This is a genomic window from Dokdonella sp. GW821-FHT11D02 (assembly GCF_058808595.1).
In genome coordinates this window covers 442,341-464,514 of sequence record NZ_CM179520.1, presented here as the reverse complement: position 1 = coordinate 464,514, position 22,174 = coordinate 442,341, and the positions used below count along the sequence as shown (strand labels likewise).

20 protein-coding genes are annotated in these 22,174 nt (G+C 69.4%); 16 read left to right on the top strand and 4 right to left on the bottom strand.

Annotated features, from left to right (window positions below; all coding sequences use genetic code 11):
- Window positions 1–13: 13 nt before the first annotated feature.
- Complete coding sequence (locus tag AC3QL3_RS01945; protein WP_492896572.1) at window positions 14–748, bottom strand: SDR family oxidoreductase; 735 nt, start codon at window positions 746–748, stop codon at window positions 14–16.
- A 212-nt stretch (window positions 749–960) separates the two neighbouring features.
- Here AC3QL3_RS01945 and AC3QL3_RS01940 point away from each other — a divergent pair, with 212 nt between their 5' ends.
- The 11 genes from AC3QL3_RS01940 (at window position 961) to AC3QL3_RS01890 (ending at window position 16,267) form a co-directional block, all read left to right on the top strand.
- Window positions 961–2,037 (top strand): aldose epimerase family protein, encoded by a 1,077-nt coding sequence (locus AC3QL3_RS01940; RefSeq protein ID WP_492896571.1) that lies wholly within the window; start codon window positions 961–963, stop codon window positions 2,035–2,037.
- A gap of 113 nt (window positions 2,038–2,150) precedes the next feature.
- Window positions 2,151–4,502 (top strand): hypothetical protein, encoded by a 2,352-nt coding sequence (locus AC3QL3_RS01935; RefSeq protein ID WP_492896570.1) that lies wholly within the window; start codon window positions 2,151–2,153, stop codon window positions 4,500–4,502.
- Window positions 4,499–5,479: a phosphotransferase family protein gene (locus AC3QL3_RS01930; protein WP_492896569.1), complete on the top strand. Its 981-nt coding sequence runs from the start codon at window positions 4,499–4,501 to the stop codon at window positions 5,477–5,479. The genes AC3QL3_RS01935 and AC3QL3_RS01930 overlap by 4 nt, the downstream gene beginning before the upstream one ends.
- The gene (gene eno / locus AC3QL3_RS01925; protein WP_492896568.1) at window positions 5,476–6,774 is read left to right on the top strand and encodes a phosphopyruvate hydratase; all 1,299 of its coding nucleotides are present in this window, start codon (window positions 5,476–5,478) and stop codon (window positions 6,772–6,774) included. The genes AC3QL3_RS01930 and eno overlap by 4 nt, the downstream gene beginning before the upstream one ends.
- Window positions 6,775–6,931: 157 nt before the next feature.
- The gene (locus tag AC3QL3_RS01920; protein WP_492896567.1) at window positions 6,932–8,017 is read left to right on the top strand and encodes a purine nucleoside permease; all 1,086 of its coding nucleotides are present in this window, start codon (window positions 6,932–6,934) and stop codon (window positions 8,015–8,017) included.
- A gap of 31 nt (window positions 8,018–8,048) precedes the next feature.
- Window positions 8,049–9,542: an adenosine deaminase family protein gene (locus tag AC3QL3_RS01915; RefSeq protein WP_492896566.1), complete on the top strand. Its 1,494-nt coding sequence runs from the start codon at window positions 8,049–8,051 to the stop codon at window positions 9,540–9,542.
- 60 nt (window positions 9,543–9,602) lie between these two features.
- Window positions 9,603–10,145, top strand: coding sequence for an ECF-type sigma factor (locus AC3QL3_RS01910; RefSeq protein ID WP_492896565.1), 543 nt, complete (start codon window positions 9,603–9,605; stop codon window positions 10,143–10,145).
- Window positions 10,142–13,015, top strand: a complete 2,874-nt coding sequence (locus AC3QL3_RS01905; protein WP_492896564.1) for a serine/threonine-protein kinase — start codon at window positions 10,142–10,144, stop codon at window positions 13,013–13,015. The genes AC3QL3_RS01910 and AC3QL3_RS01905 overlap by 4 nt, the downstream gene beginning before the upstream one ends.
- 76 nt (window positions 13,016–13,091) lie before the next feature.
- A complete protein-coding gene (locus tag AC3QL3_RS01900) occupies window positions 13,092–15,143 on the top strand; it encodes a DUF7452 domain-containing protein (protein WP_492896563.1) in 2,052 nt (683 codons plus the stop codon).
- Window positions 15,144–15,478: 335 nt separating this feature from the next.
- A complete protein-coding gene (locus AC3QL3_RS01895) occupies window positions 15,479–15,940 on the top strand; it encodes a glutaredoxin family protein (RefSeq protein WP_492896562.1) in 462 nt (153 codons plus the stop codon).
- 63 nt (window positions 15,941–16,003) lie between these two features.
- Window positions 16,004–16,267 (top strand): hypothetical protein, encoded by a 264-nt coding sequence (locus AC3QL3_RS01890; RefSeq protein WP_492896561.1) that lies wholly within the window; start codon window positions 16,004–16,006, stop codon window positions 16,265–16,267.
- A gap of 51 nt (window positions 16,268–16,318) precedes the next feature.
- On the opposite strand, the gene AC3QL3_RS01885 is transcribed toward AC3QL3_RS01890, so the two are convergent.
- Window positions 16,319–17,647: a hypothetical protein gene (locus tag AC3QL3_RS01885; protein WP_492896560.1), complete on the bottom strand. Its 1,329-nt coding sequence runs from the start codon at window positions 17,645–17,647 to the stop codon at window positions 16,319–16,321.
- Between the two features lie 149 nt (window positions 17,648–17,796).
- Here AC3QL3_RS01885 and AC3QL3_RS01880 point away from each other — a divergent pair, with 149 nt between their 5' ends.
- Window positions 17,797–18,381, top strand: coding sequence for an LOG family protein (locus tag AC3QL3_RS01880; protein WP_492896559.1), 585 nt, complete (start codon window positions 17,797–17,799; stop codon window positions 18,379–18,381).
- A 12-nt stretch (window positions 18,382–18,393) separates the two neighbouring features.
- On the opposite strand, the gene AC3QL3_RS01875 is transcribed toward AC3QL3_RS01880, so the two are convergent.
- Entirely contained in the window at window positions 18,394–18,840 is a 447-nt protein-coding gene (locus AC3QL3_RS01875) for a TfoX/Sxy family protein (RefSeq protein WP_492896558.1), read from the bottom strand.
- 40 nt (window positions 18,841–18,880) lie between these two features.
- Window positions 18,881–19,366, bottom strand: coding sequence for a GAF domain-containing protein (locus AC3QL3_RS01870; RefSeq protein ID WP_492898836.1), 486 nt, complete (start codon window positions 19,364–19,366; stop codon window positions 18,881–18,883).
- Window positions 19,367–19,472: 106 nt separating this feature from the next.
- Between AC3QL3_RS01870 and AC3QL3_RS01865 the strand changes: the two genes are divergently transcribed.
- From AC3QL3_RS01865 to AC3QL3_RS01850, 4 genes are all read left to right on the top strand, one after another.
- Window positions 19,473–20,189, top strand: coding sequence for a TMEM175 family protein (locus AC3QL3_RS01865; protein WP_492896557.1), 717 nt, complete (start codon window positions 19,473–19,475; stop codon window positions 20,187–20,189).
- On the top strand, window positions 20,186–20,857 hold the full coding sequence (gene bioD / locus AC3QL3_RS01860; protein WP_492896556.1) for a dethiobiotin synthase: 672 nt from the start codon (window positions 20,186–20,188) through the stop codon (window positions 20,855–20,857). Before AC3QL3_RS01865 ends, bioD begins: the two co-directional genes overlap by 4 nt.
- A gap of 33 nt (window positions 20,858–20,890) precedes the next feature.
- The gene (locus AC3QL3_RS01855; RefSeq protein WP_492896555.1) at window positions 20,891–21,241 is read left to right on the top strand and encodes a hypothetical protein; all 351 of its coding nucleotides are present in this window, start codon (window positions 20,891–20,893) and stop codon (window positions 21,239–21,241) included.
- 73 nt (window positions 21,242–21,314) lie between these two features.
- Window positions 21,315–22,166, top strand: coding sequence for an energy transducer TonB (locus AC3QL3_RS01850; protein ID WP_492896554.1), 852 nt, complete (start codon window positions 21,315–21,317; stop codon window positions 22,164–22,166).
- The last annotated feature ends 8 nt before the right edge of the window (window positions 22,167–22,174 follow it).

Genomic DNA, 22,174 nt, shown 5'->3' with positions numbered 1-22,174 from the left:
CGTCGCGCGCCGCTCAGAGGGCGCAGCCGCCGTCGATGACGACGTCGGCTCCGGTCATGAAGGCGCTCTCGTCGGAGGCGAGCAGCACCGCGGCGGCGGCGATTTCGTGCGGCTGGCCGAGGCGTCCCATCGGTTGGCGTGCGATCATCTCCGCGCGCATCGCGACCGGATCGGCGGCGACGCCGATGCGCCCGGCCAAGGACGGCGTATCGACCGTGCCGGGGCTGATCGAATTGCAGCGCACGCCGTCGCCGACGAAGTCGAGCGCGACCGCGCGCGTCATCGCGATCACCGCGCCCTTGCTCGCGGCGTAGACGAAGCGGCGCCGCGCCGCCATCGTGGTCGACACCACCGAGGCGATGTTGACGATCGAACCGCTGCCGCGCGCGCGCATGCCCGGCAGCACCGCGCGGATCATCAGGTAGATCGACTCGACGTTGATGCGCAGGCTGCGCGCGAAGTCGTCGGCCTCGCATTCGAGCACGTCGCCGACGGCGACGTAGCCGGCGCAGTTGACCAGTACGTCGATGTGCGGATGGCGCGCGGCGACGGCGGCGATCTCCGTAGCGTCGGTGACGTCGAAACGTTCGCCGCGCACGCCCGGCGGCAGCTGGCCGAAGCTGTCGGCGTTGATGTCGCCGGCGATCACCTGCGCGCCCTCGGCCGCGTAGCGCTCGACGATCGCGCGGCCGATGCCCTGGCCGGCGCCGGTGACGAGACAGGTTTTTCCCGCAAGCTTGCCGCTCATGTGCGCCCTCCGAAGTGCGCTCATGCTAAGAACGCGGCGACGACGCCGACAGCACTCACTTGACGCCGCGGCGGTACCGGTTTGACGCGCGCCGATGCAAAACCAAAGTCGGCGTATGGATAAAAATCGTGTAGCGCGCAACACGCGCGACTCCTAGCGTGCACGAGGCCGGCGGCACGACCGGCCAGCACGCACGCGAGGAGCCCGAAGGGATGCCGGTCATACGTAAGGCGTTCGGCCGTCTGCAGGACGGCCGCAGCGTGGGCAGCCACGTGCTGTGCAACGAGCGCAGCGGCTTCGCGGTCGAGGTGCTCGAATACGGCGCGACGATTCGCGCGATCCGCGTGCCGGCGCGCGACGGCCGCCTGGTCGATGCGGTGCTGTCGTATCCGAGCTTGGCCGACTACACCCGCGGCAACGCGTATCTGGGCGCCACCATCGGCCGCGTCGCCGGCCGCACCGCGGCCGATGCGCAGTCGCGTCTGCCGCTGACGCGCAACGAGCAGTCCAATCATCTGCACGGCGGCGTCACCGGCTTCAGCCATTGCCTGTGGCAGGTCGCCGCCAGCACGGACGATAGCGAGCCTACGGTCCGGCTGCGCCATCGCTCGCCGCGCGGCGAAGACGGCTATCCGGGCGAGGTCGCGGTGGAAGCTGAGTTCACCCTGATCGGCGATTGCACGCTGCGTGTGGTGCTCGAAGCGCGCAGCGACGCCGATACGCCGCTGAACCTGACCTTGCATCCCTACTTCAACCTCGACGGCGATGCCGACGCCAGCATCGACTCGCACCGATTGCGCATTGCCGCCGCGCACATCCTGCCGCTCGGCGCGGACCGCCTGCCGACCGGCGGCTTGCTCAACGTGGAGGCGACGCCGTTCGATTTCCGCCGCGCGCAAGCCATCGGCGCGGCGCATTACGACGGCCATGCGCAGCTGCGCATTTCGGGCGGCTACGATCACTATTACGTGCTGGATACGAGCGGGCTGGATACGAGCGGGCTGGATCGGAGCGGCCTCGACGTCGGCACCGTCGCCGCCGATCTCTACAGTCCGGCCACCGCGCTCGGCCTGCGCCTGCGCACCAACCAGCGCGGCCTGCAGTTCTATTCCGGCAACCAGCTCGACGCCGCCGCGCCGATTCCGTTTCGCGCGCGCAGCGGCTTGTGCCTGGAGCCGCACGCGTTTCCGAACGCGATCAACCAGCCGAATTTCCCCGACATCACCGTGCGCGCGGGCGAATCGTATCGCCACGAAACGCGCTATGAGTTCTATCGCGGCGAGGGCTGAGCGCGCCGGCCAAGCCGCCATCTGATCGGCATCAACTGGCGCGTGGCTGCGAGCGCCGCGCAATGACCTAATCGCGCCCCGCCGCTCGGCGGCCCATTTCGAAGGAGTCGCTCATGCTTCGCATGCAGGCTGTACGTCCTCGCGCCGGCACCGTGTTTCCCGCGCGCCTCTTGCCGGTACTCGCGCTCGCCGCGGGCGGCCTGTGGAGTCCGTTCGCGCAGGCGACGCTGGCGCAATCGCAGGTGTTTCCGAATTGGACGCCGTACGCCGCCGGCGCCGACGTGACGCTCACCGCCGACACCAGCACCTTCCACGGCGGCGCGCAGTCGCTGAAGTTCGTCAACACGACCTCGCTCGCGCCCAACAACGGCGGCTACTTCCAGACCGTGCCGGCGCAGCCCTCCACGCTGTACCACCTCTCGGCGTGGGTCAAAGGCAGCGGCGTCGCCGCCGGCATCAGCAACTGCTTCGGCATCAACCAGAATTTCGCTACCCTCACCTGCGCGCCGACCGGCACCTACGGCTGGCAGCAGATGAACTGGAACTACACCACCGGCCCGAGCGAGCCGGCTCTCAGCCTCGGCTTCTACAGCGTCAACGTCGGCACCTTGTGGTTCGACGATCTCATCGTCGTGCGCGACGGCACCAGCACCAATCTGCTCGCCAACGCGGGTTTCGAAACCTCGACCGATTCGATCACCCTGCTCTCGCCCAGCCATACCGTGCTGTCTGCCGGCGGTGCCTGGCTCAGCGTCGCCTCGACCGCGTCGACGGTGAATTGGGTCGCGGCCGATCTCAACGGCGTCAGCGTCGGCAGCGGCTCGGTCGGCACCGGCGGCGGTCCGGGCACGATCGTGCTGCCATCGGTCGGACCCGGCTGGTATTCGCTGCATTTGAGTACGCCGAGCGGCGCCGCGGCCGATTCGGCCTTCAGCGTCGTCAACAATGCTTGGATCAACAACAGCGCCAAGCCGAACCCGTTCGGCGCGACCATGCATCCGTGGAGCGCGACTTCTGCGCACGTCGGCGCCGCTGCCGCGGGGGGCCTCGCCAACGTGCGTCTGGACCTGCGCTGGGAGCAGGTCGAAAAGAGCGCCGGCGTGTACACCTGGGATGCGGCCGAGGACGCCTTGGTCGGCTACTTCGTCGGTGCCGGCATTCGCCCGGTGATGGTGCTCGGCTACGCCAACCCGCTCTACGACGGCGGCCTCACGCCGAGCACGAGCGGCGGCCTCGCCGCCTATGCCGCTTACGCCGCCGCGGCCGCGAGTCACTTCGGCAGCAAGGTCGACTACGAGGTGTTCAACGAATTCAACGTCGCCGCCACCAACACGAGCGCCTGCGGTACCAGCGCGGATTGCTACTACGCCTTGCTGGTGCCGACCGCCAACGCGATCCACGCCGCCGTACCCGGCGCGCGCGTGATCGGCGCGTCCACCGGCGGCTTCACCCAGGACTGGACCGGCAGCACGCCCGATTCGTACAACTGGCTCAAGCGCCTGCTCGACCTCGGCGCGCTCGCCTACATCGACGCGCTCGCGTTCCACAACTACACCTGGCCGGTGGTGACGCCGCCGGAAGGCAACAACGATCTCGCTATCAACGCGATCCGCAGCCTGGTCGCGAGCTATCCCGGCGGCAGCACGATGCCGCTGTGGCTGGGTGAAACCGGCTGGCCGACCTTCACCGGCATCGTCACCGAAGTCGAGCAGGCGCAGTACGTCGTGCGCGACGCGGCGCTGGCCTTGCGCGCGGGCCTGACGCAATACCAGTTCTACGATCTGATGGACGATTGCGCCGACGCCGGCAACGGCCTGTGCCGCTTCGGCATGCTGCACGAGATCGGCGAAGGCGCCGGCATCGTCGCGCCCAAACCCGGCTTCACCGCCTACTCGGTGCTCGCGCGCAGCCTGGCCGGCTACAGCTACGCCAGCAGCGACAGCTGGGGCAGCGGCGTCTATTCGATCCGCTTCGCCAACGGCTCGGCCAGCCGCCGCATCGCCTGGGCGCCGGCCGGCAACACCACACTCGCGCTGTCGAGCACGGCCGCGGTCACCCTGACGCGCTGGGACGGTCGCGTCACCACGCTGACGCCGACGGCCGGCCTCGTCACCCTCAGCCTCGGCCCCGATCCGGTCTATCTCGACGGCAGCGGCATTACCGGCGCCAGCGTCGCCGCGCCGCCGGCGTTCGCGGCGAGTGCGCCGGCCAGCGTCGTGCGCAACACGGCGCTGTCGATCGCGGTGTCGGTCAACGGCGCCGCCGCCGGTGCGCCGAGCGGTGCGATCACCTTCCGCAGCGACTACGGCAGTGTCAGCGTGACGGCCGTCGCGGGCAGCACGGTCAACGGCACCCTGTCCTTGGCCGGCTTCCCCAAGCTCGGACGCGCGATCGTGCCGATCGAGATCGTGCAAGGCAGCAACGTGCTCGGCCGCGTGGTCGTCTCGACCGACGTCACGCCTTGAACGATCGCAGCGCCGCATCGAAGCAAGAGACGGCGTCCGGATCGCGAAGCCCGGGCGCCGCTCGCACCGGCGAGGACATCGACGCGCTCGCCGGCGGCGTGTCGAGCGACATCCGCATCGTGCACGGCGCCGACGGCGACATCGTGGTCAAGCGCGCGCTGCCGAAGCTGCGCGTGCAGGCCGACTGGTTCTGCGATCCGGCGCGCTCGGCTACCGAAGTGCGCGGCCTGCGCGCATTGGCCGAGCTGCTCGGCCCCACGCATGTGCCGCGCGTGCTCTGGTGCGACGAGGCGAAACACGAGTTCGCGATGGAACGCATCGCGCCGCGTTACTTGAATTGGAAACAGCAGTTGCTCGCCGGCCGCATCGATTGCGCCAGCGCGCACGCGGCGGGAATCCTGCTCGGCCAGCTGCACACGCGCTCCGCGCGCGATGTGCGCTTCGCGGCGGAGTTCGACGACCGCCGCATCTTCGTCGAGCTGCGCATCAAGCCGTTCTTCGAACGTGTCGCCGCACGCAATCCCGCGCTCGCTGCCGAGATCGCCGCGGCGATCGCGCAGCTCGAACGCACGCGCAACGCGCTCGTGCACGGCGACTACAGCCCGAAGAACCTGCTCGTCGACGGCGGTGAAGTGGTCGTGCTCGACTGCGAAGTCGCGCACTGGGGCGACGCGCGCTTCGACGTCGCGTTCTGCCTCGCGCACCTGCTGCTGAAATCGTATCGGCGCGGCGCGCCGGCGGCGCTGTTTCACACCGCCGCGCTGCGGTTTCTCGCCGGCTACCGCGAGTACGGTCCGGCCGTGCTCGACGCCGACTTCGTGCGCCAGCTCGGCTGCCTGCTGCTGGCGCGGCTGGAAGGCGACTCGCCGGTCGAGTATCGAGACGAGCTGCCGTTGGCCGACGTGAAATCCTTCGCTACCGCGCTCGTGCGCGAACCGGCAGCGGTTCCCTTCCTATCGATCGGCGCAAACGCATGAGCACGACCCGCATCGAAAGCGTTCACGCACGACAGATTTTCGATTCGCGCGGCCGCCCGACGATCGAAGTCGAAGTGACCTTCGCCGGTGGCGCGCGCGGCCGCGCCGCCGCACCGGCCGGCGCCTCCACCGGCCGCCACGAAGCGCGCGAACTGCGCGACGGCGACCCAGCCGCGTACGGCGGTCGCGGCGTGAGCAAGGCGGTAGCGCAGACCAACGGCGAGATCGCCGCGTGCCTGGCCGGCCGCGACGGCGCCGAACAAGCGGCGATCGATGCGCGCCTGCGCGAGGCCGACGGCAGCCAGAATCTCGCCCGGCTCGGCGCCAACGCGGTGCTGGCGACCTCGCTCGCGACTTGCCGCGCCGCCGCGCACGCACGCAGGCTGCCGCTGTACCGCTACCTCGCCGAGCTGTCGCAGACCGCGCAGCCGAGTCTGCCGCTGCCGATGGTCAACATCCTGAGCGGCGGCGCGCACGCCGGGCGCAGCATGGACGTGCAGGATTTTCTGGTCGTCCCGCTCGGCGCGGCCGACTACGCGCAAGCGCTGCGGATGGTGCTCGAAGTCCGCGAGGCGGCCGGCACGCTGCTGGCCGAACGCGGCCTCAGCACCTTGCTCGCCGACGAAGGCGGCCTCAGCCCCGGCTTCGCCCGCGCGGAGCAGGCGCTGGAGCTGATGGTCGAGGCGATCCGCCGCGCGCGCTACGAGCCCGGCGTCGATCTCGCCATCGCGATCGACGTCGCCGCCAGCGAGCTGTTCCAGGACGGTCGCTATCAGCTGCGCCGCGAAGGGCGCGAACTGTCGCGCGAAGAGATGATCGCGACGATGCAGGACTGGCTGCGCCGCTATCCGGTGATTTCGATCGAGGACGCGCTGCATCAAGACGATTGGGACGGCTGGCAGGAACTCACCGCACGTGCCGGCCACGCGCAACTGGTCGGCGACGATCTTTTCGCGACCCAGACACAGCGGATCGAGCGCGGCTTCCTCGGCGCCGCCGCAAATGCCGTGCTGATCAAGCCGAACCAGAACGGCACCCTGAGCGGCACCTTGCAAGCACTCGCCACGGCGCGCGCCTACGGCTACGCAACCATCGTCTCGGCGCGCTCGGGCGAAACCGAGGACGACTTCATCGCCGATCTCGCCGTCGGCACCGACGCCGGTCAAATCAAGGTCGGCTCGGTGCGCAGCGCCGAGCGCATGAGCAAGTACAACCGGCTGCTGCGCATCGCCGAAGACGGCGTGGCGCTGTGTGCGCGCAAGCCGTGCGCGCGCCGTACGAGCGCAGCGGCGTAGCGGAGCGCGTCGCAGCGTCATTCGAGCAGCGAGCGCGCAATTGCCGTAGCGCCGACGCAAAATGCTGCTGTCATATCCTGCTATCCGCTGATGCGATCCTGCGCCGATGCGCTGCGTGGGCGCCGCCGCGCTTCGCCGCGAACCGACGAGGATCGCCATGCCGCCCGCACGATTCGCACTGCTGTTCGCCTGGCTCGCGGCGAGTTCGATCGCGCCGAACGCAGGCATCGCCGCGGCCGCGGCGAACGCGCCGTGGCCGGTTCGCGTCGTCGTGGTGACGACCTACGAGAACGGCGAAGACAGCGGCGATGCGCCGGGCGAACTGCAGCTGTGGGTCGAGCGCGAGCCGCTGAGCGAACGCATCGACTTTCCCGGCGGCGTGCGCCCGCTGCGCAGCACGGCCGACCATTCGATCGTCGCGATGGTCAGCGGCATGGGCTTGGTCAACGCCGGTGCCTCGGTGATGGCGCTCGCGTTCGATCCGCGCTTCGACGTGCGCAAGGCGTACTGGCTGGTCGCCGGCGTCGCCGGCATCGACCCTAAAATCGGCGCGATCGGCGATGCGGTGTGGGTCGACACCGTGGTCAACGATCTGGCCAGATCGATGGACTCGCGCGAGGCGCCGGCCAACTGGCCCTACGGCCGCTATCCGTTCCGTTCGTCCCAGGCCGGCCGCCTGCCGGACGAAAAGCTCGACTACGGCCCGCTCGCACGCTACGCGCAAGTGTTTCCGGCGAACCCCGGCTTGACGCGATGGGCGCTGGCGCTGACGCACGAGGTCGCCTTGTACGACTCGCCCGAGATGGCGCGCGTGCGCGCCGCTTGGAGCGGATTCCCGTCCGCGCAACAATCGCCGCGCGTGCGCCTCGGCGCCAGCCTCGCCTCGAATCAGTATTGGCATGGCCGAGCCGACACGCAGTGGGCGCGCGACTGGGTGCATTTGTACACCGGCGGCACGGCCACCTTCACGGTCAGCGACATGGAGGATTCCTCGATCATGGCTGCGATGGCGCGCCTCGATCGCATGGGTGCGGCGGACGCGAAGCGCGTGCTGGTGCTGCGCACGGCGGCGAACTACACGATGGCGCCGCCCGGACGCAGCAGCTTCGCTTCGGCCAGCGCCACGCATGCCGGCAAGGGCCTGCCGGCGTACGAAGCGGCGTATCGAGTCGGCAGCAAGGTCGTGCACGAACTCGCCGGGCAGTGGCCGCGCTATGCCGAACATGTGCCTGAAGCGCGCTGAGATGGCGCACGCGCGCAGGCAGGCGTGCGCTGTGTTGCTCGCCTTCGCCTGCGCGACGGCCGCAGCCGAGCCGCCTCCGCCGGACGCCCAAGCGCGCACCGCCGCCTATTTCGATCGCATCGTCGGCAACGCGCCGGCGCTGCGGCTGTTCCTGCAGGCGATGCCCAAGGGCGCCTACCTGCACAGCCACATCGGCGGCTCGGTCTACGCCGAGGACTGGCTGCGCTGGGCCGCCGAGCAAGGGCTGTGCATCGAGACCGAGCGTGCGTACATCGTCGCGCCGCCGTGCTCCGCGCCGGCGCGCGTGCCGGCACGCGATCTCGCCGCCAACCCGACGCTGTACGCGCGTGCCGTCGACGCGCTGTCGACGCGCGGTTTCGAGCGCGGCGGCGCGGCCGCGTCGGTTCCCGGGTACGAGCGTTTCTTCGCCGCGTTCGAGGGGTTTCGCGCAGCGGCCGAAGGCAACAGCGGTCGTGCGCTCGCCGCCGTGCGCGACAGCGCGGCACGCGACCGCGTCGCCTACGTCGAAGTAATGGCCAAGCCGCGCACGGCGCAGCCGCTGCTCGCTGCGGCCGATGCCGACGATGCGATCGACTTCGCCGCGGCGTTCACGCAGATCGCGCCGCTCCTACCCGGCGCCCTCGCGCAGGGACGCGCCGAATTCGATCGCTACGAAAGTGAGATCGCCACGCTCGGCCGCTGCGGCACCGCGACGCCGGCGCCATCGTGCGCGGTCGAACTCGGCTACCAAGCCGCCGCGCGCCGCAACCAGCCGCCGGCGCGCGTGTTCGCCGAACTCGCCTTCGCGTTCGCGCTGGTGCAGGCCGACCGCCGCTTCGTCGGCGTCAACATCGCCGGCGCCGAGCACGATCCGATCTCGCTGCGCGACTACGCCCTGCACATGCGCATGCTGGCGTTCTTCCACGCCAAGTACCCGCAGGTGCCGATGTCGCTGCACGCCGGCGAGCTGGAACTGGGCCTGGTCGCGCCGCCCGACCTGCGCTTCCACATCCACGACGCCGTCGCCGTCGCCGGCGCGCGCCGCATCGGCCACGGTGTCGACATCGGCTACGAAACCGACGCGGCGGCCTTGCTGCAGCGTATGGCGCGAGAACGCATCGCGGTCGAGATCAACCTGAGCAGCAATGCGGTCATCCTCGGCGTCGAGGGCACGCGCCATCCGCTCGCGCTGTATCGGCAGGCCGGCGTTCCGATCGTGCTGTCGACCGATGACCAGGGCATCCTGCGCAGCGACCTCACCCACGAATACCAGCGCGCCGCGGAGCAGCACGGCCTGCGCTACCTCGACCTCAAGCGAATCGCGCGCGACAGCCTGCAGTACGCGTTTCTCGCAGGGGCGAGCTTATGGGATTCCGAAGCGGGCGGTGCGCGCGTCGCCGCCTGCGCGGCCTCGATCGATATTCCGAGTTCGGCGTGCATGCGGTTTCTGAACGCCAATCCGAAAGCGCGGCTGCAATGGCGGTTGGAGCAGGATTTGGCGGCGTTCGAACGCAGCCCGCGCTGACGAGGCCGCGCCGCGGCCGGTGCCCGCCTGGGTTAGCATGCGCCCGTCAACGGAGCCCTCATGCGCGATCCCGATCCGGTCACGCCCCCGCGCGACGATGGGGCAGACCTCGATGCGACCTTGCGGCCGCAGGTCTACCAGCGCCTGCGCGAGCTGGCGCGGCGCCAGCTCGCCGGCGAGCGCGCGGCGCAGACGCTGGACACGACCGCGCTGGTGCACGAGGCCTGGCTGAATCTCGCCGACGGCGTGCCCGGCTTCAACGACCGCGCGCACTTCTACGCCTACGCCGCCACCGCGATGCGCCACATTCTGGTCGACCACGCACGCCGGCGCCTGGCGCAAAAGCGTGGCGGCAACGAGACGCCGCTGGATCTGGACGCGGTCGAGATCCCGGTCGCGCACGCCGCCGCCGAAATGCTGGCGCTGAACGACGCACTGGATCGGCTCGATGCGCTCGAACCGCGCCTCGCGCGCGTGGTCGAGCTGCGCTTCTTCGCCGGTCTTTCGGTCGAGGAAACCGCCGCCGCGCTCGGCATCGTCGCGCGCAGCGTGGTGCGCGACTGGGCGCGCGCACGCGTGTTTCTGCAAGAAGCGATCGGATGAGCGGCGCCGGTGCGATCGAGCGGCGCTGGCTCGAACTCGGGCCGCTGTTCGATCGTGCCTACGAGCTCGACGGCAGCGAGCGCGCCGACTTTCTCGCCGGCATCGACGACAGCGAACTGCGCGACGCGCTGAGCGAACTGCTCGAACGCGCCGAACGGGCGACGCCGCTCGACCGCGGCAGCGGCGGACTCGCCGCGGCGCTGATCGGCAGCGAACCGGGGCTGGAAGGACAGCGCCTCGGCGCTTGGCAGGTCGGCGCACCGATCGGCGCGGGCGGCATGGCCAGCGTGTTCGCGGCGACGCGCGCCGACGGCGCCTATGCGCAGCGCGTCGCGATCAAGATCCTGCGTTACGGTCTGCACGAGGCGTATGCGCGCGAACGGTTCGCGCGCGAGCGAGCGATTCTGGCGCGGCTCGATCATCCCTACATCGCGCGCCTGCTCGACGGCGGGCTGACCGAACAAGGCGTGCCTTGGTTCGCGCTCGAATACGTCGACGGCGAGCCGATCACCGACCACTGCGACGCACAGCGGCTCGATCTCGGCGCGCGCCTGCGCCTGTTCGGCCAGGTCTGCGAGGCGGTCGACTACGCGCATCGCAACCTGATCGTGCATCGCGATCTGAAACCCTCGAACATCCTGGTGCGCCGCGACGGTGCGCTCAAGCTGCTCGACTTCGGCATCGCCAAACTGCTCGACGACGGCGACGAGGCGACGCGCACCGAAGCGCGCCTGTTGACGCCGGCCTACGCCGCGCCCGAGCAAAGCGCGGGCGGCGCGATCACAACCGCCACCGACGTCTACGCGCTCGGCGTGCTGCTGCACGAGCTCCTGACCGGCAGCCGCCCGCACTGGCGCAGCGATGCGAGCCTGCGCGCGCCGTCGGCCGCGCTGACCGGCGCCGCGGCGGCTGCGCCGGCGCAAGCGCGCGCGAGCGATCCGCCCGCACTGCGCCGGCGCCTCGTTGGCGAACTCGATCTGATCGTGGCCAAGGCATTGCAACGCGATCCGGCCCAGCGCTATGCCGGCGCCGCGGAACTTGCGGCCGACCTCGAACGTCACGCGCGCGGCGTGCCGATCCGCGCACGCGCGCCGTCGCGCCGCTATCGCGCGTGGAAATTCGTCGGCCGCCACCGCATCGGCTTGGCGCTCGCCGGCGCGTTCGCGCTGGCGATCGTGGCCGGTCTCGGCGCGACGGCGTGGCAGGCGAGAGTCGCGCGCGCCGAAGCCGAGCGCGCCGACGCCGCGCGCGATTTCATGCTGGCCTTGTTCGGCGGCGTTACCCCGGACGAGAGCAAGGGCCGCACGGTGTCGGCCCGCGAGCTGCTCGATCGCGGCGCGTTGCGGCTGTCGGAAACCTTGGCGACGCAGCCCGAATTGGAAGCGGAATTGTCGACCGCTTTGGCCGGCGCCTATCGCCAGCTCGGCGCGTACGCACGCGCCGACGAGTTGAGCCGGCGCGCGCTCGCCAACGCCGGCGATGCACCGACGCGCGCGGCCGCTCTGCTCGAACGCGGCCGCACCTTGGCCGCACAAGGCCAGTACGAAGCGGCCGAGGGCGAGCTGCGCGCCGCGCTGGCGCTCTCGCCGCCGCGACGCGGCGAGATCGAGCTGCGCCTGGCCGAGGTGCAATCGGAGCGCGGCGCCTTGCCCGATGCGCGCACGCTGGCCGAAGCGGTGCTCGAGCGCGCACGCGGGCACGATGCGGAAACCGAAATGCGCGCGCTGGCCGCGCTCGGCGGCATCCGCTTCCGCACCGGCGATCTCGACGGCGCAGCGACGACCTTGCGCGAAGCGCTCGCCCTGCGTCGCGCGCGCAGCGGCGAGCTGCACACGCAGACCGCCGCGGTCGAACACGATCTGGGCGTGGTGGTGTTGCAGCAAGGCGACGCCAAAGCGGCCGCGACGCTGTTCGAGCAAGCACTGGCGACGCGGCGCGAGCTGCTCGGGCCGGAGCATCCGGATGCGGCCGACAGCGAATTCAATCTCGGCACCGCGCTGCGCCGGCAGGGCGACCTCGCTGCTGCCGCCGCGCGCATCACGCACGCGGTCGCGTTGCAGAAAGCCGCGCTCGGACCGAATCATCCGAGCGTCGCCAACGGACTCAATTCGCTCGCCGTGATCGCCTACGAGCAAGGCGATCTCGACACTGCGATCGAACGCCTCGACGAGGCCTTGCAGGTCGCGCGCGCGGCCTACGGCGCGCAACATCCGACCGTCGCGACGATGTTGAACAACCTCTCCGCGATGCAACGCAGCGCCGGCCGCTACGAGGCGGCCGAAGCGAATGCGCGCGCGGCGGTGGCGACGACGATCACCGCAGTCGGTGCCGAGCACTACCTCGTCGGCATCGCGCAGCTCGGACTCGGCAATACCCTGGCCGAGCGCGGCCGCAGCGACGCCGCGCTGGAAGAGCTGCGCGCGGCACACGCACTGCTCGCGGCCAAACTCGGCGCCGAGCATCAAGACAGCGTGCAAGCGCAGGCCGCGCTCGCCGCAGCGCTGCGCCAGAACGGCCAGCTCGACGCCGCACAACGCGAGGCCGCTGCGGCGCTGGCCGCCGGCGAGCGCGCGTTTCCGGCCGGACATCCGCGCCTGGGCAAGCTGCGCCTGGTCGCGGCGCGCATCGCTGCCGCACGCGGCGACTGCGCCGGCGCCTTGCCGCAGCTCGCGGCGGCCGAGCGCGAACTCGCCGGCGCCGGTGCGGCCGGCCGCGTCGATCGCGCCTGGCTCGCAGTCGAACGCGCGCGCTGCCTGCGCGCGACGCGCGCGGACGGCGCCGACGAAGCCGTGCACACCGCGCAGTCCGCCGTCACGGCCTTGCCGTTCGCACCGGAGGAGCTGAGCGTCGCCAGCCGCACCTTGCGCTGACTGTTTGTCCTGAGCCCTGTCCTCTCCCGCCGCCGTTTTGCGCTAGCACGGCCAAGCCCCGAGGGAGAGAGCTTCCATGTCGTTCCTGCGTTATCTGTTCGCGCTCGCCGCGATCCATGCCGGCCTGGCCGCGGCCGCAACCCGCACCTGGCCGGGCGCTGCCCCCTGCAACGGCACCCTGCAAGCCTGCATCGACGCGGCCGCCGACGACGATCGCATCGAAATAACGACCGAAACACCCATCACCGACAGCGTCGCGATGCGCGGCCGCCGCCTCACGCTGGCCGCAGCGGACGGCTACCAACCGCGATTCCTCGGTGCCGGCGTGCTCGCCGACGACGCGGGTGGCGGCACGAACATCACGCTGCGGCTGAGCCGCCTCCGCTTCGACAACGGCTGGGTCATGCTGAACAACTACGGCAGCGGCACGGCCACGGTCGACTTGCGCGAACTGGTGCTGACGCGCGCGCCCGGCGCAACCGGCAACGGCATCCGCATCGTCGCCAACGGCGGCACGGTCGAAGCGATGTTGTACGACAACCGCATCAGCGGCTTGCCGGCGTCGTTGAACGACGGCCTGGTGACGTTCGCCGCGCGCGGCGGCATGCTCGATGCGAGTGCGTACTACAACCACATCGCCAGCACCGGCAGCGGCGATTGGGTCGACGGCGCCGGCATCTTGGTCGACTACGCCGGCGCCGGCTCGGGCGGCACGGTCAAGCTGCACGGCAACGAAGTGCGCGGCAGTTTCGCGCGCGCCGGCATTTTCCTCTCCGAAGGCTTGTTCAGCAGCACGGCGGTGAGCTTCGATGCGCGCGTCTACAGCAACGTCGTGGTCGGCAACGGCGGCGACGGCGGCACCGGCATCAGCCTGGTGCCCAACAACGGTCACATCGACGTACAGCTGATCAACAACACCGTCACGCGCGTACGCACGGGCATCTTGGCGAGCAATTGGGACGGCGCGACCACTCCGCAGGTCGACGGTCTGGTCAAGAACAATCTGGTGCGCGCCGAACGCGCGCTATACCTCAATGCCGGCATCGCCACCGGCCTCGACAACGACTACAACCTGCTCAACGGCACCACGCTGAATCTGACACCGGGCGCGCACACGATCACCGCGCCGGCGGCGCTGGTCAGCGACGAATATCCGCGACTGAGCGCGGCCTCGCCGGCGATCGATGCCGCCGACGGCAGCACGCTCGGCCTCGGCTTGATCTTCAACGCGCTGCCGGTCACCGACGCCGACGGCCTGCGCCGCTTCAAGCGCGAAGGCGCCGACATCGGCGCCTACGAATGGGGCGACATGGGCTTCCTGCACACGGCGAACAGCAGCAACGTCGGCGGTCACATCAGCTGGTTCGCCGATGCCGCCGTCGACGGCACGCCGAGTGCCGATCTGTTCGTCACGCCGAACTTCAACGCCGGCAGCGTGCCGGGCGGCACCGCCTACGATCATCCGTTCGGCACCTGGTACTCCGGCGGCGAATGGAGCGTGTTCAATCAGGACACCGCCAACGCGATGCCGCTCGGCGCGCACTTCAACGTGTTCGTGCCGGCGCCGGGCAGCGGCGTGTTCCGCCACCGCGCCAGCGCCGACAGCATTTCGGGTTGGACCTCGCGCCTCGACGACGGCAGCGTCAACAACCTGCCCGATCGCATCGTGCTGGCGACGCAGAACTTCAGCGCAGGCGGCGCCTACAACGCGCATCCGATCGGCGTGTTCTATCTCGCCTTCGGCGGGCCGGGTTCGTGGTTCCTCGCCAATATCGACCTCGCCGACAGCGGCGCGATACCGGTCGGCGCCGGCTTCAGCGTGTACGCGCAAGAAGCGAGCCCGAACGCATTCCGCGTTGCCGCCACGCCGGCGAACCGGCCAGGCTCGGCCACCTTGTACCTCGATCATCCGCTGCTCGACGGCACGCCGTGCGCGCGGCCGATCGTGACGCGCCTGTTCGACGGCACGGCGGTCGCCGGCCACTACGACGTGGCCTACACCAGCGACGGCCATTGGACGATCTTCGCCTACGAGGGCATGCCGCTCGGCACCGAGTTCAACGTGCTGGTCGATCCGGCGCAGGTGTTCGCCTGCCGTGACCGCATTTTCGCCGACGGTTTCGACTGAGGCGATCGAGCGTTCGCTGCGAATCGGGCGCCGCATGGCGGCGCCAGCGCAACGCCGAGCCACTCCATCCGACGCTATGCCCGCGAACGCGGGCATAGCGATTCCCGCTTTCGCGGGCCGCCATTCTCGACTGGCAATCCCGATCCCTCAGCCGCGCCGACACGACACCGCGCCTGCTGCAGCGCGGCACGCGATTCTGCGTCGCCGTTCCCATTCCGCTGCGATCGATCGTCGTACCGTCGCCGACGCGGGCCGCGTCGTAAGGCATGCCGCGCGATCGCGCCATCGATCGTAGGCGCCGCAACCGGCCAGCATCTGCAACGCGCGGAGAAGAAATGGATAGGTCTTCATCGCCTGGCGAAGCGCCCGGGAACGCACCCGCCTCCGGCGGCCGATGGATCGCCGCCGCGCTCAAATCGGCGCTCGGCGTGGCCCTGTTCGCCTTGTTTCTCGGCGCGGGATTTTGGCTCGGACCGAAACTGCGCGGCGCCTACGACACCCTGTTTCCGCAAGCGGCCTACACGAGCGGGAACTACGACGCGTTGTACCGCCACAGCGGCAAGCAAGTCGTCATGTTCTCGACCTCGACCTGCCCCTACTGCCGAAAGGCGCGCGAACTCTTGACGCAGGAGCGCGTGGATTTCCAAGACTTCGTCGTCGACCAGTCGGCCGAGGCCGAAGCGCAGTTCGACGCGCTCGGCGGCGGCGGCGTGCCGCAGATCTTCATCGGCGACAAACGCATCGTCGGTTTTCGCGAGAACCTCATGCGCGAATCGCTGGCCGCGCTGCGTCGTTGACCGACCTCGCGCGAGCAGGATCGGCCGCGAACGGAGCGCGGCCGCAACGAGCCGAACGACGACATGCCGATTCGACTCACGGGCCCGCCGGCCGACGGAGCGGCCGCCGCGCTCACTTCGACCGTGGAGGAGTTCCGCATGAAAGCGAGCTATAGATTGGCTTTGTTGTTGGCCGGTTGCGCGTTCGCGTTCGGGCTCGGCATCAGCAGCGCGTTCGCGCTGCCGTGCTGCTCGCCCAGCGATTGCGAAGAGTGCTTCAACAATCCCGGTTCGACCTCGGCGTGCTGCCGCTTGGTCTGCCCGGTTCCCAACTGTCCCGAGCGATAAGCGGTACCGGAAAGAGCGGCGCAACGCCGCTCTTTCCGACAGCCGGCGCGATCAGGGCTGGCTCTGGTCCAGCCTGAAACCTTGTACGAGGATGCCCGACGCGGCGGCGTTGTAGTCGAACACGTTGACGGCGAGCACGACGATGTCGTCGGAGCTGACCGCCGCGCGCAGCGGCGTGCCGGCATCGAAGCGCACGTTGTCGATCGTGCGCGTCCAGATTTCCACGCCGGTGTCCGAATACGCGCGCAGGCGCAGCGTACGCAGCGCCTGCGGCGGCCCGGGCATTGTCGGCTCGGTGAAGACGGCGAGCGCGCGACCGGCGCGATCGCCGACCAGACCGACCAGCTGCATGCCCGGCAAATCCAGCGGAACGCCATAGGTGCTCCACCGCAACGAACCGTCGGCACGGAAACGCGACAGCAAGCTGCCCCAGCCGAAGGCATCGGCGGATGCGGCGAGCACGCCGTCGTCGGGCAGCGTCGCGATCGCATGCACCTTGCGCGCATTGCAGCAGCCGATGTCGAGCGGCATGCCCCACGGCATCTGCGCATCGAGGCGCAGCAACTGATCGCGCAGGAATTCGCGATCGCGCCGCACGACGTAGCCGACGCCGCCGGGCGACAGCGCGATCTCGCCGACCTGCGCGAAGACCGGATCGCCGAACTGGAAGGCCGGCCCGATCGTTACGCCGTTGGCGTCGTACTTGAGTAGAAACACACCCATGCGCGGCGTGTTCATTTCATCGCCCGTACCGATCAAAGTGATCGAGCCGTCGGCCGCGACCTGCATCTCGCGCACGCGCGGATAGGACAGCGGTATCGTCGCGATGTTGGCCTGCCACAACGGCGACAAGGTGTTCAGATCGTAGGCTTGCAGATCGATCGCGCTGCCGCCGATCTTGTCGCGTTGGATCACCGCATGCCGTGCCGCGTCCACGCCCACGCGCACCGGCTCGATCGCGCCGAGGCTGGGCAAGGGAAAGCTCGGGCCGAGGTTGCCGGCGATCGGCATGAAACCGATCAGCCGGCTGGAGCGGCGCAAGTCGTAGTCGTCATAGGCCGAGTAGCCGAGGATCGGCGTGCCGGATCGGCAGTCGATCCCGAACGTCGTCAGCTCGCGCGAGCCGATCGAGGTTTGCCACGGCGCCGGCGTGCCGTCGGCGGCTTGGAAGCCGTAGACGTGCGCCAGTCCCATCGTGCTGAAATCGCGGTCGTTGCTGAGCAGGCAGACCTTGCCGCCGGCATCGGCGACCAGCGCGGCGCCGGGCGCCAGATTCTGCTGAAAGGAAGGACCGCCGACGATGGTGGTTTGCCAGGCCTGTACCGGCACGGCGGCGGACGCGAGCGCCAGCGCGCCCGCGACGGAAAGCAGCTTCTTCATGGTGTCTCCCCGAATGACAGTGCGTACGCAACGCGCGCGCACTATAGCCGCGGCGGATGACGGTCGATTGTCGATTCGCGCACGCTCGCAGGCGTGGAATCGCGGCGCCGACCCGCTACGCTATGGCGCCGTTCGACGGAGAAGTTTGCATGCGCGTCTGCGTCTACTGCGCCTCCAGCGCGCACTGCGATCGCGTCTACCACGATGCCGCCGCCGCGCTCGGCCGCAGCTTGGCCGAGGCCGGCTGCACGGTCGTCTACGGCGGCGGCGCGATCGGGCTGATGGGCGCCTTGGCCGACGCCACGCTCGCCGCCGGCGGCGAGGTCGTCGGCATCATTCCGCGCTTCATGATCGAGGTCGAATGGCAGCACCCGGGCGTGGCCAATCTGGAAGTGGTCGAGGACATGCGCGAGCGCAAGCATCGGCTGTTGACCGGATCGGACGCGGTCATCGCGCTGCCCGGCGGCAGCGGCACGCTGGAGGAATTGTTCGAAGCGCTGACCTTGAAGCGGCTCGGGCTGTACTTCAATCCGATCGTTCTGCTCGACGTCAACGGCTTCTACCAGCCCTTGCAGCGCTTCATGGAGCAGATCGTCGAGCAGCGCTTCATGAATCGCGATCATCTCGCGATGTGGTCGCTGGTCGAACGCGTCGAAGACGTGCTGCCGACCATCCGCGCGACGCCGCGCTGGCGCGAGGACGCGCGCGCTTATGCGGCCGTGCGCGGCGTTTAGCCGGACGGGCTTCTAGTCGAAGCGGCTGATGTCGCGTTCGACCTCGGCGTGCGCGCCGCCTTCGTCGCGATCGGGATCGTCGAACAAGCTGCTGCTCGCCGTCTCTTCGGTGGCTTCGCCGTCGCTGCTGCCGTGGCTGCGCACGACCGCCGGCTCGCTCGCGGCTTTCTGCTTTTCCCAGCGCGTGCGGATCGGATTGGCCGATTCGGCCGACTCCAAGGTCGACAACAGTTCCTGCTTGTGTGCTTCGGGCAGTTCGGCCCAGTGACAGTCGGCGAGTGCGCCGGCCATCGAGTAGAGCAGGTTCAGGCTCGGCCGGAAGCCGGCGCGCTTGACCTTCAGGAACGCTTCGACCGGGCCGATGCGCGCCAGATCCTCGGTCGTGCGCACGCCGACCTGGCGCAGCCAGGCGGCCGACTTCGGGCCGACGTTGCGGATCTTGGTGTCGCGACTGCTCATTGTCGTCATCCCCAGTTGGCGTTCTTGCTCCAGCGCCGGCTCATGCGATCGAATGCAGGAAGATCGCACACAAAGCTTTCATGCCGACACGATCGTCGGCGTCGAAGCGCGCCAGGCTCGGACTGTCCACGTCCCACACGCCGATCAAACGATCGCCATCGTACAACGGCACCACGATCTCCGAATTGGACGCGCCGTCGCAAGCGATGTGGCCGGGAAACGCATGCACGTCTTCGACCACTTGCGTTTCACGCGTAGCGGCCGCGGTGCCGCAGACACCCTTGCCGAGCGCGATGCGCACGCAAGCCGGTTTGCCTTGAAACGGCCCGACCACCAGTTCCTGGCCGTCGAAGAAATAGAAACCGCACCAGTTGATGTCGGGCAGCGCGTGCCAGACCAGCGCGGCGAAGTTGGCCGCGTTGGCGATACGGTCGCGCTCGCCGTGCAACAGGCCGCTCATCTGCTGGCCGAGTTCGGCATACAGCGCGGGTTTGTCGTCGGTGCGCGGCGCAGTGGCGGTGAACATCGGAACGGGCGACGGTGGAAAGACCGCCATTCTACCCTTTGCCGCCCCGACGGTATTGCCTATGCTGCGCCGGCACGGATCGCGTGCGCCGTTCCGTCCGCCGCCGATGGCTTCCGCTGCGAGTGTGTTCACCGTGCGCCGTCACCAGCCGACCCGGCTGGAAGGTTTCGTCGACGCCTCGTTCGCGTTCGCCGTGACCCTGGTGGTGATCTCGGTCGGCCACGTGCCCGAGTCGGTGCCGCAGATGCTGGACGCGCTGCGCGGCATGCCGACGTTCGCGATCTGCTTCCTCTTGATCGCGCGCATCTGGAAGAGCCATCGCGACTGGAGCCGCCACTACGATCTCGAAGACGGCCGCGCGGTCTCGCTCAGCCTGCTGTTGGTGTTGCTGGTGCTGATCTTCGTCTATCCGCTGCGACTCTTGTTTTCACTGATGTTCGCCGGACTCAGCGGCGGCTGGCTGGCCGAGCGCGCGATCGGCATCGACAGCGAATTCGAGCTGCGCGCCGCGTTCGTGGTGTTCGGCTTGGGCTATTTCGCGATCTGGGTCGTGCTGGCGCTGCTCTATCGGCACGCCTACGCGCTGCGCACCGCGATCGGTCTGGACCCGGTCGAAACACTGACGACGCGCCAGCACGTCCTGCGCAATGCGGCGTTCGCCGCGATCGCGCTGTTCTCCGCCGCACTCGCCGCGACCCTGCCGTTCGCGCAACGGCCGGGCACGATCTGGCTGCCGGGACTGAGCTATCTGCTGCTGATACCGACCGCGATCCTGTTGCGCCGTCGCGTGCAGCGCGCACTCGCCACTGCGGAGCGCGCATGACACGGGGCGTGTTCGTCAGCGGCACCGACACCGGTGTGGGGAAGACCTATGCGAGCGTCGCGCTGCTGGCGAGCCTGCGTGCGCACGATACGCGCGCGAGCGGCATGAAGCCGGTCGCCAGCGGCTGCCGCATGACGCCGGAGGGCTTGCGCAACGACGACGCCGAAGCCTTGATCGCGGCGAGCGCGCCGGCACCGGCCTATGCCGAATGCAATCCGTACGCGTTCGCGCCGCCGATCGCGCCGCACATCGCCGCGCGCGAAGCCGGCACGGAGGTACGTCTCGATCCGATTCGCCAGGCTTACACGCGCCTCGCGCGCGAGGCCGACTGCGTGGTGGTCGAAGGCGTCGGCGGCTGGATGGCGCCGCTGTCCGATTCGTTGATGCAGGCCGATCTCGCACAGGCGCTCGAGCTGCCGGTGATCCTGGTGGTCGGCCTGCGCCTGGGCTGTCTCAATCACGCGCTGCTGAGCGCACGCGCGATTCGCGCCGACGGCTGCAGCCTGCTCGGCTGGATCGCCAACCGCATCGATCCGGCGATGTCGCACGCCGAGGAGAATCTCGCCACCTTGCGCGCGCGCCTCGATGCGCCGCTGCTCGGCGTGCTGGAGTACGCGCCCGGGCACGCGCCGAACATGTTGGATGTCACCGCACTGACACGGCGCTGATAAACTGGCGGGCACTCCCCACGCAGGAATGCCATGGCTACCCGACAGCGCTTCATTTTCTCGATCGACGACCTGCCCAAGGCCCGCGGCGAATCGCACGAACTCTCCTTCAGCGGCGGTTCGGCGGAAAGCTTCGCGACGTTGTTGCAGCAATCGTTGCGCGAGCCGACCTTGTGGCAGCGCTGGAAGGCGATGCAGGCCGATCCCGATGCGGTCGATCCCGCACTCGGCCAGAACGATCCGGCGGCAACGGTGGAAGCGCATCAGTCCGACGTACACGTCAGCGTCACCGTCATCACGACCTTGGCGCACGCGATCATCCAGCACCGCATGACCTTGCTCATCGGCAAGCATTGGACGCTGCGCGACGTCAGCTCCGCCTGAGACCGCCTCGGATTCTGCGCGGCAGCGCCGGCGGGTCTATGATCGACGCGTCCTTCGTCGAGGGAGCGTCGACATGGTGCTGGGTTACAGCTCATCGATCGGCTTCGGGCGCACGCCGCTCGACTGGCGTGCAGCAATCGTCGACGTCCTGGTTCACGCGTCGCTGATCCTCTGGTTGCTGAGCGCGGGTTGGAGCCGACCGGACCTGCCGATCACGGCGAGCATGGTCCTGGTCCATTTGTGGGAACCGCCGCTCGCTCAGCAATTGCCGCAACGACCGGCCGCGACTCCGGTCGTGCGGCGACCGGCCGCTCCGCACAGGAGCGTCGCCGCTTCGCCGCGCCGGACGGCAGACCGACAACCCAGGCAAAGCGTGGTCGCACCCGCGGCCAGTGCGCCGATCGAAGTCGGCCGAGAATCGCAGGACGCCACCGCAGCGAGCCTGAGCGGAGACGCCGCGCAAGCCTCGCTCGCCCTGCGCGGCAACGGGACGTATACGGGTCCTCGCTTCCGCTCGCCGCGCGTCAAACAGCGAGTCATTCCGGACTATCCCGCGGCGGCATTTCGAGCCGGCCAAGAGGGTAGCGTCGACGTCGTCGTCACGATCGCCGCGGACGGACGGCCGGTCGATGCCCGCGTTCATCGATCCAGTGGCACACCGTCCCTGGATGACGCCTCGGTCGCCGCCGCGCTGGCCTACACGTATCGGCCGGGCGAGCGCTACGGCGTACCCGTCGAGGCGCAAGGCGTGGTGACGATCGATTGGAAGATCGGCGCGAGGACGATCGAGCACGTCGGAGCCGGTCCCGTGGCCGCGACTCGCGAAGAGGAAAAGAAATACCTCGACTGCCTGGGTGACAATTCGCACGACGTCGCGCTCCGGCGCAGCGCGTCGCTGTGCGGCCCGGTGCAGCGTCGCCGTTGAGGGCGACG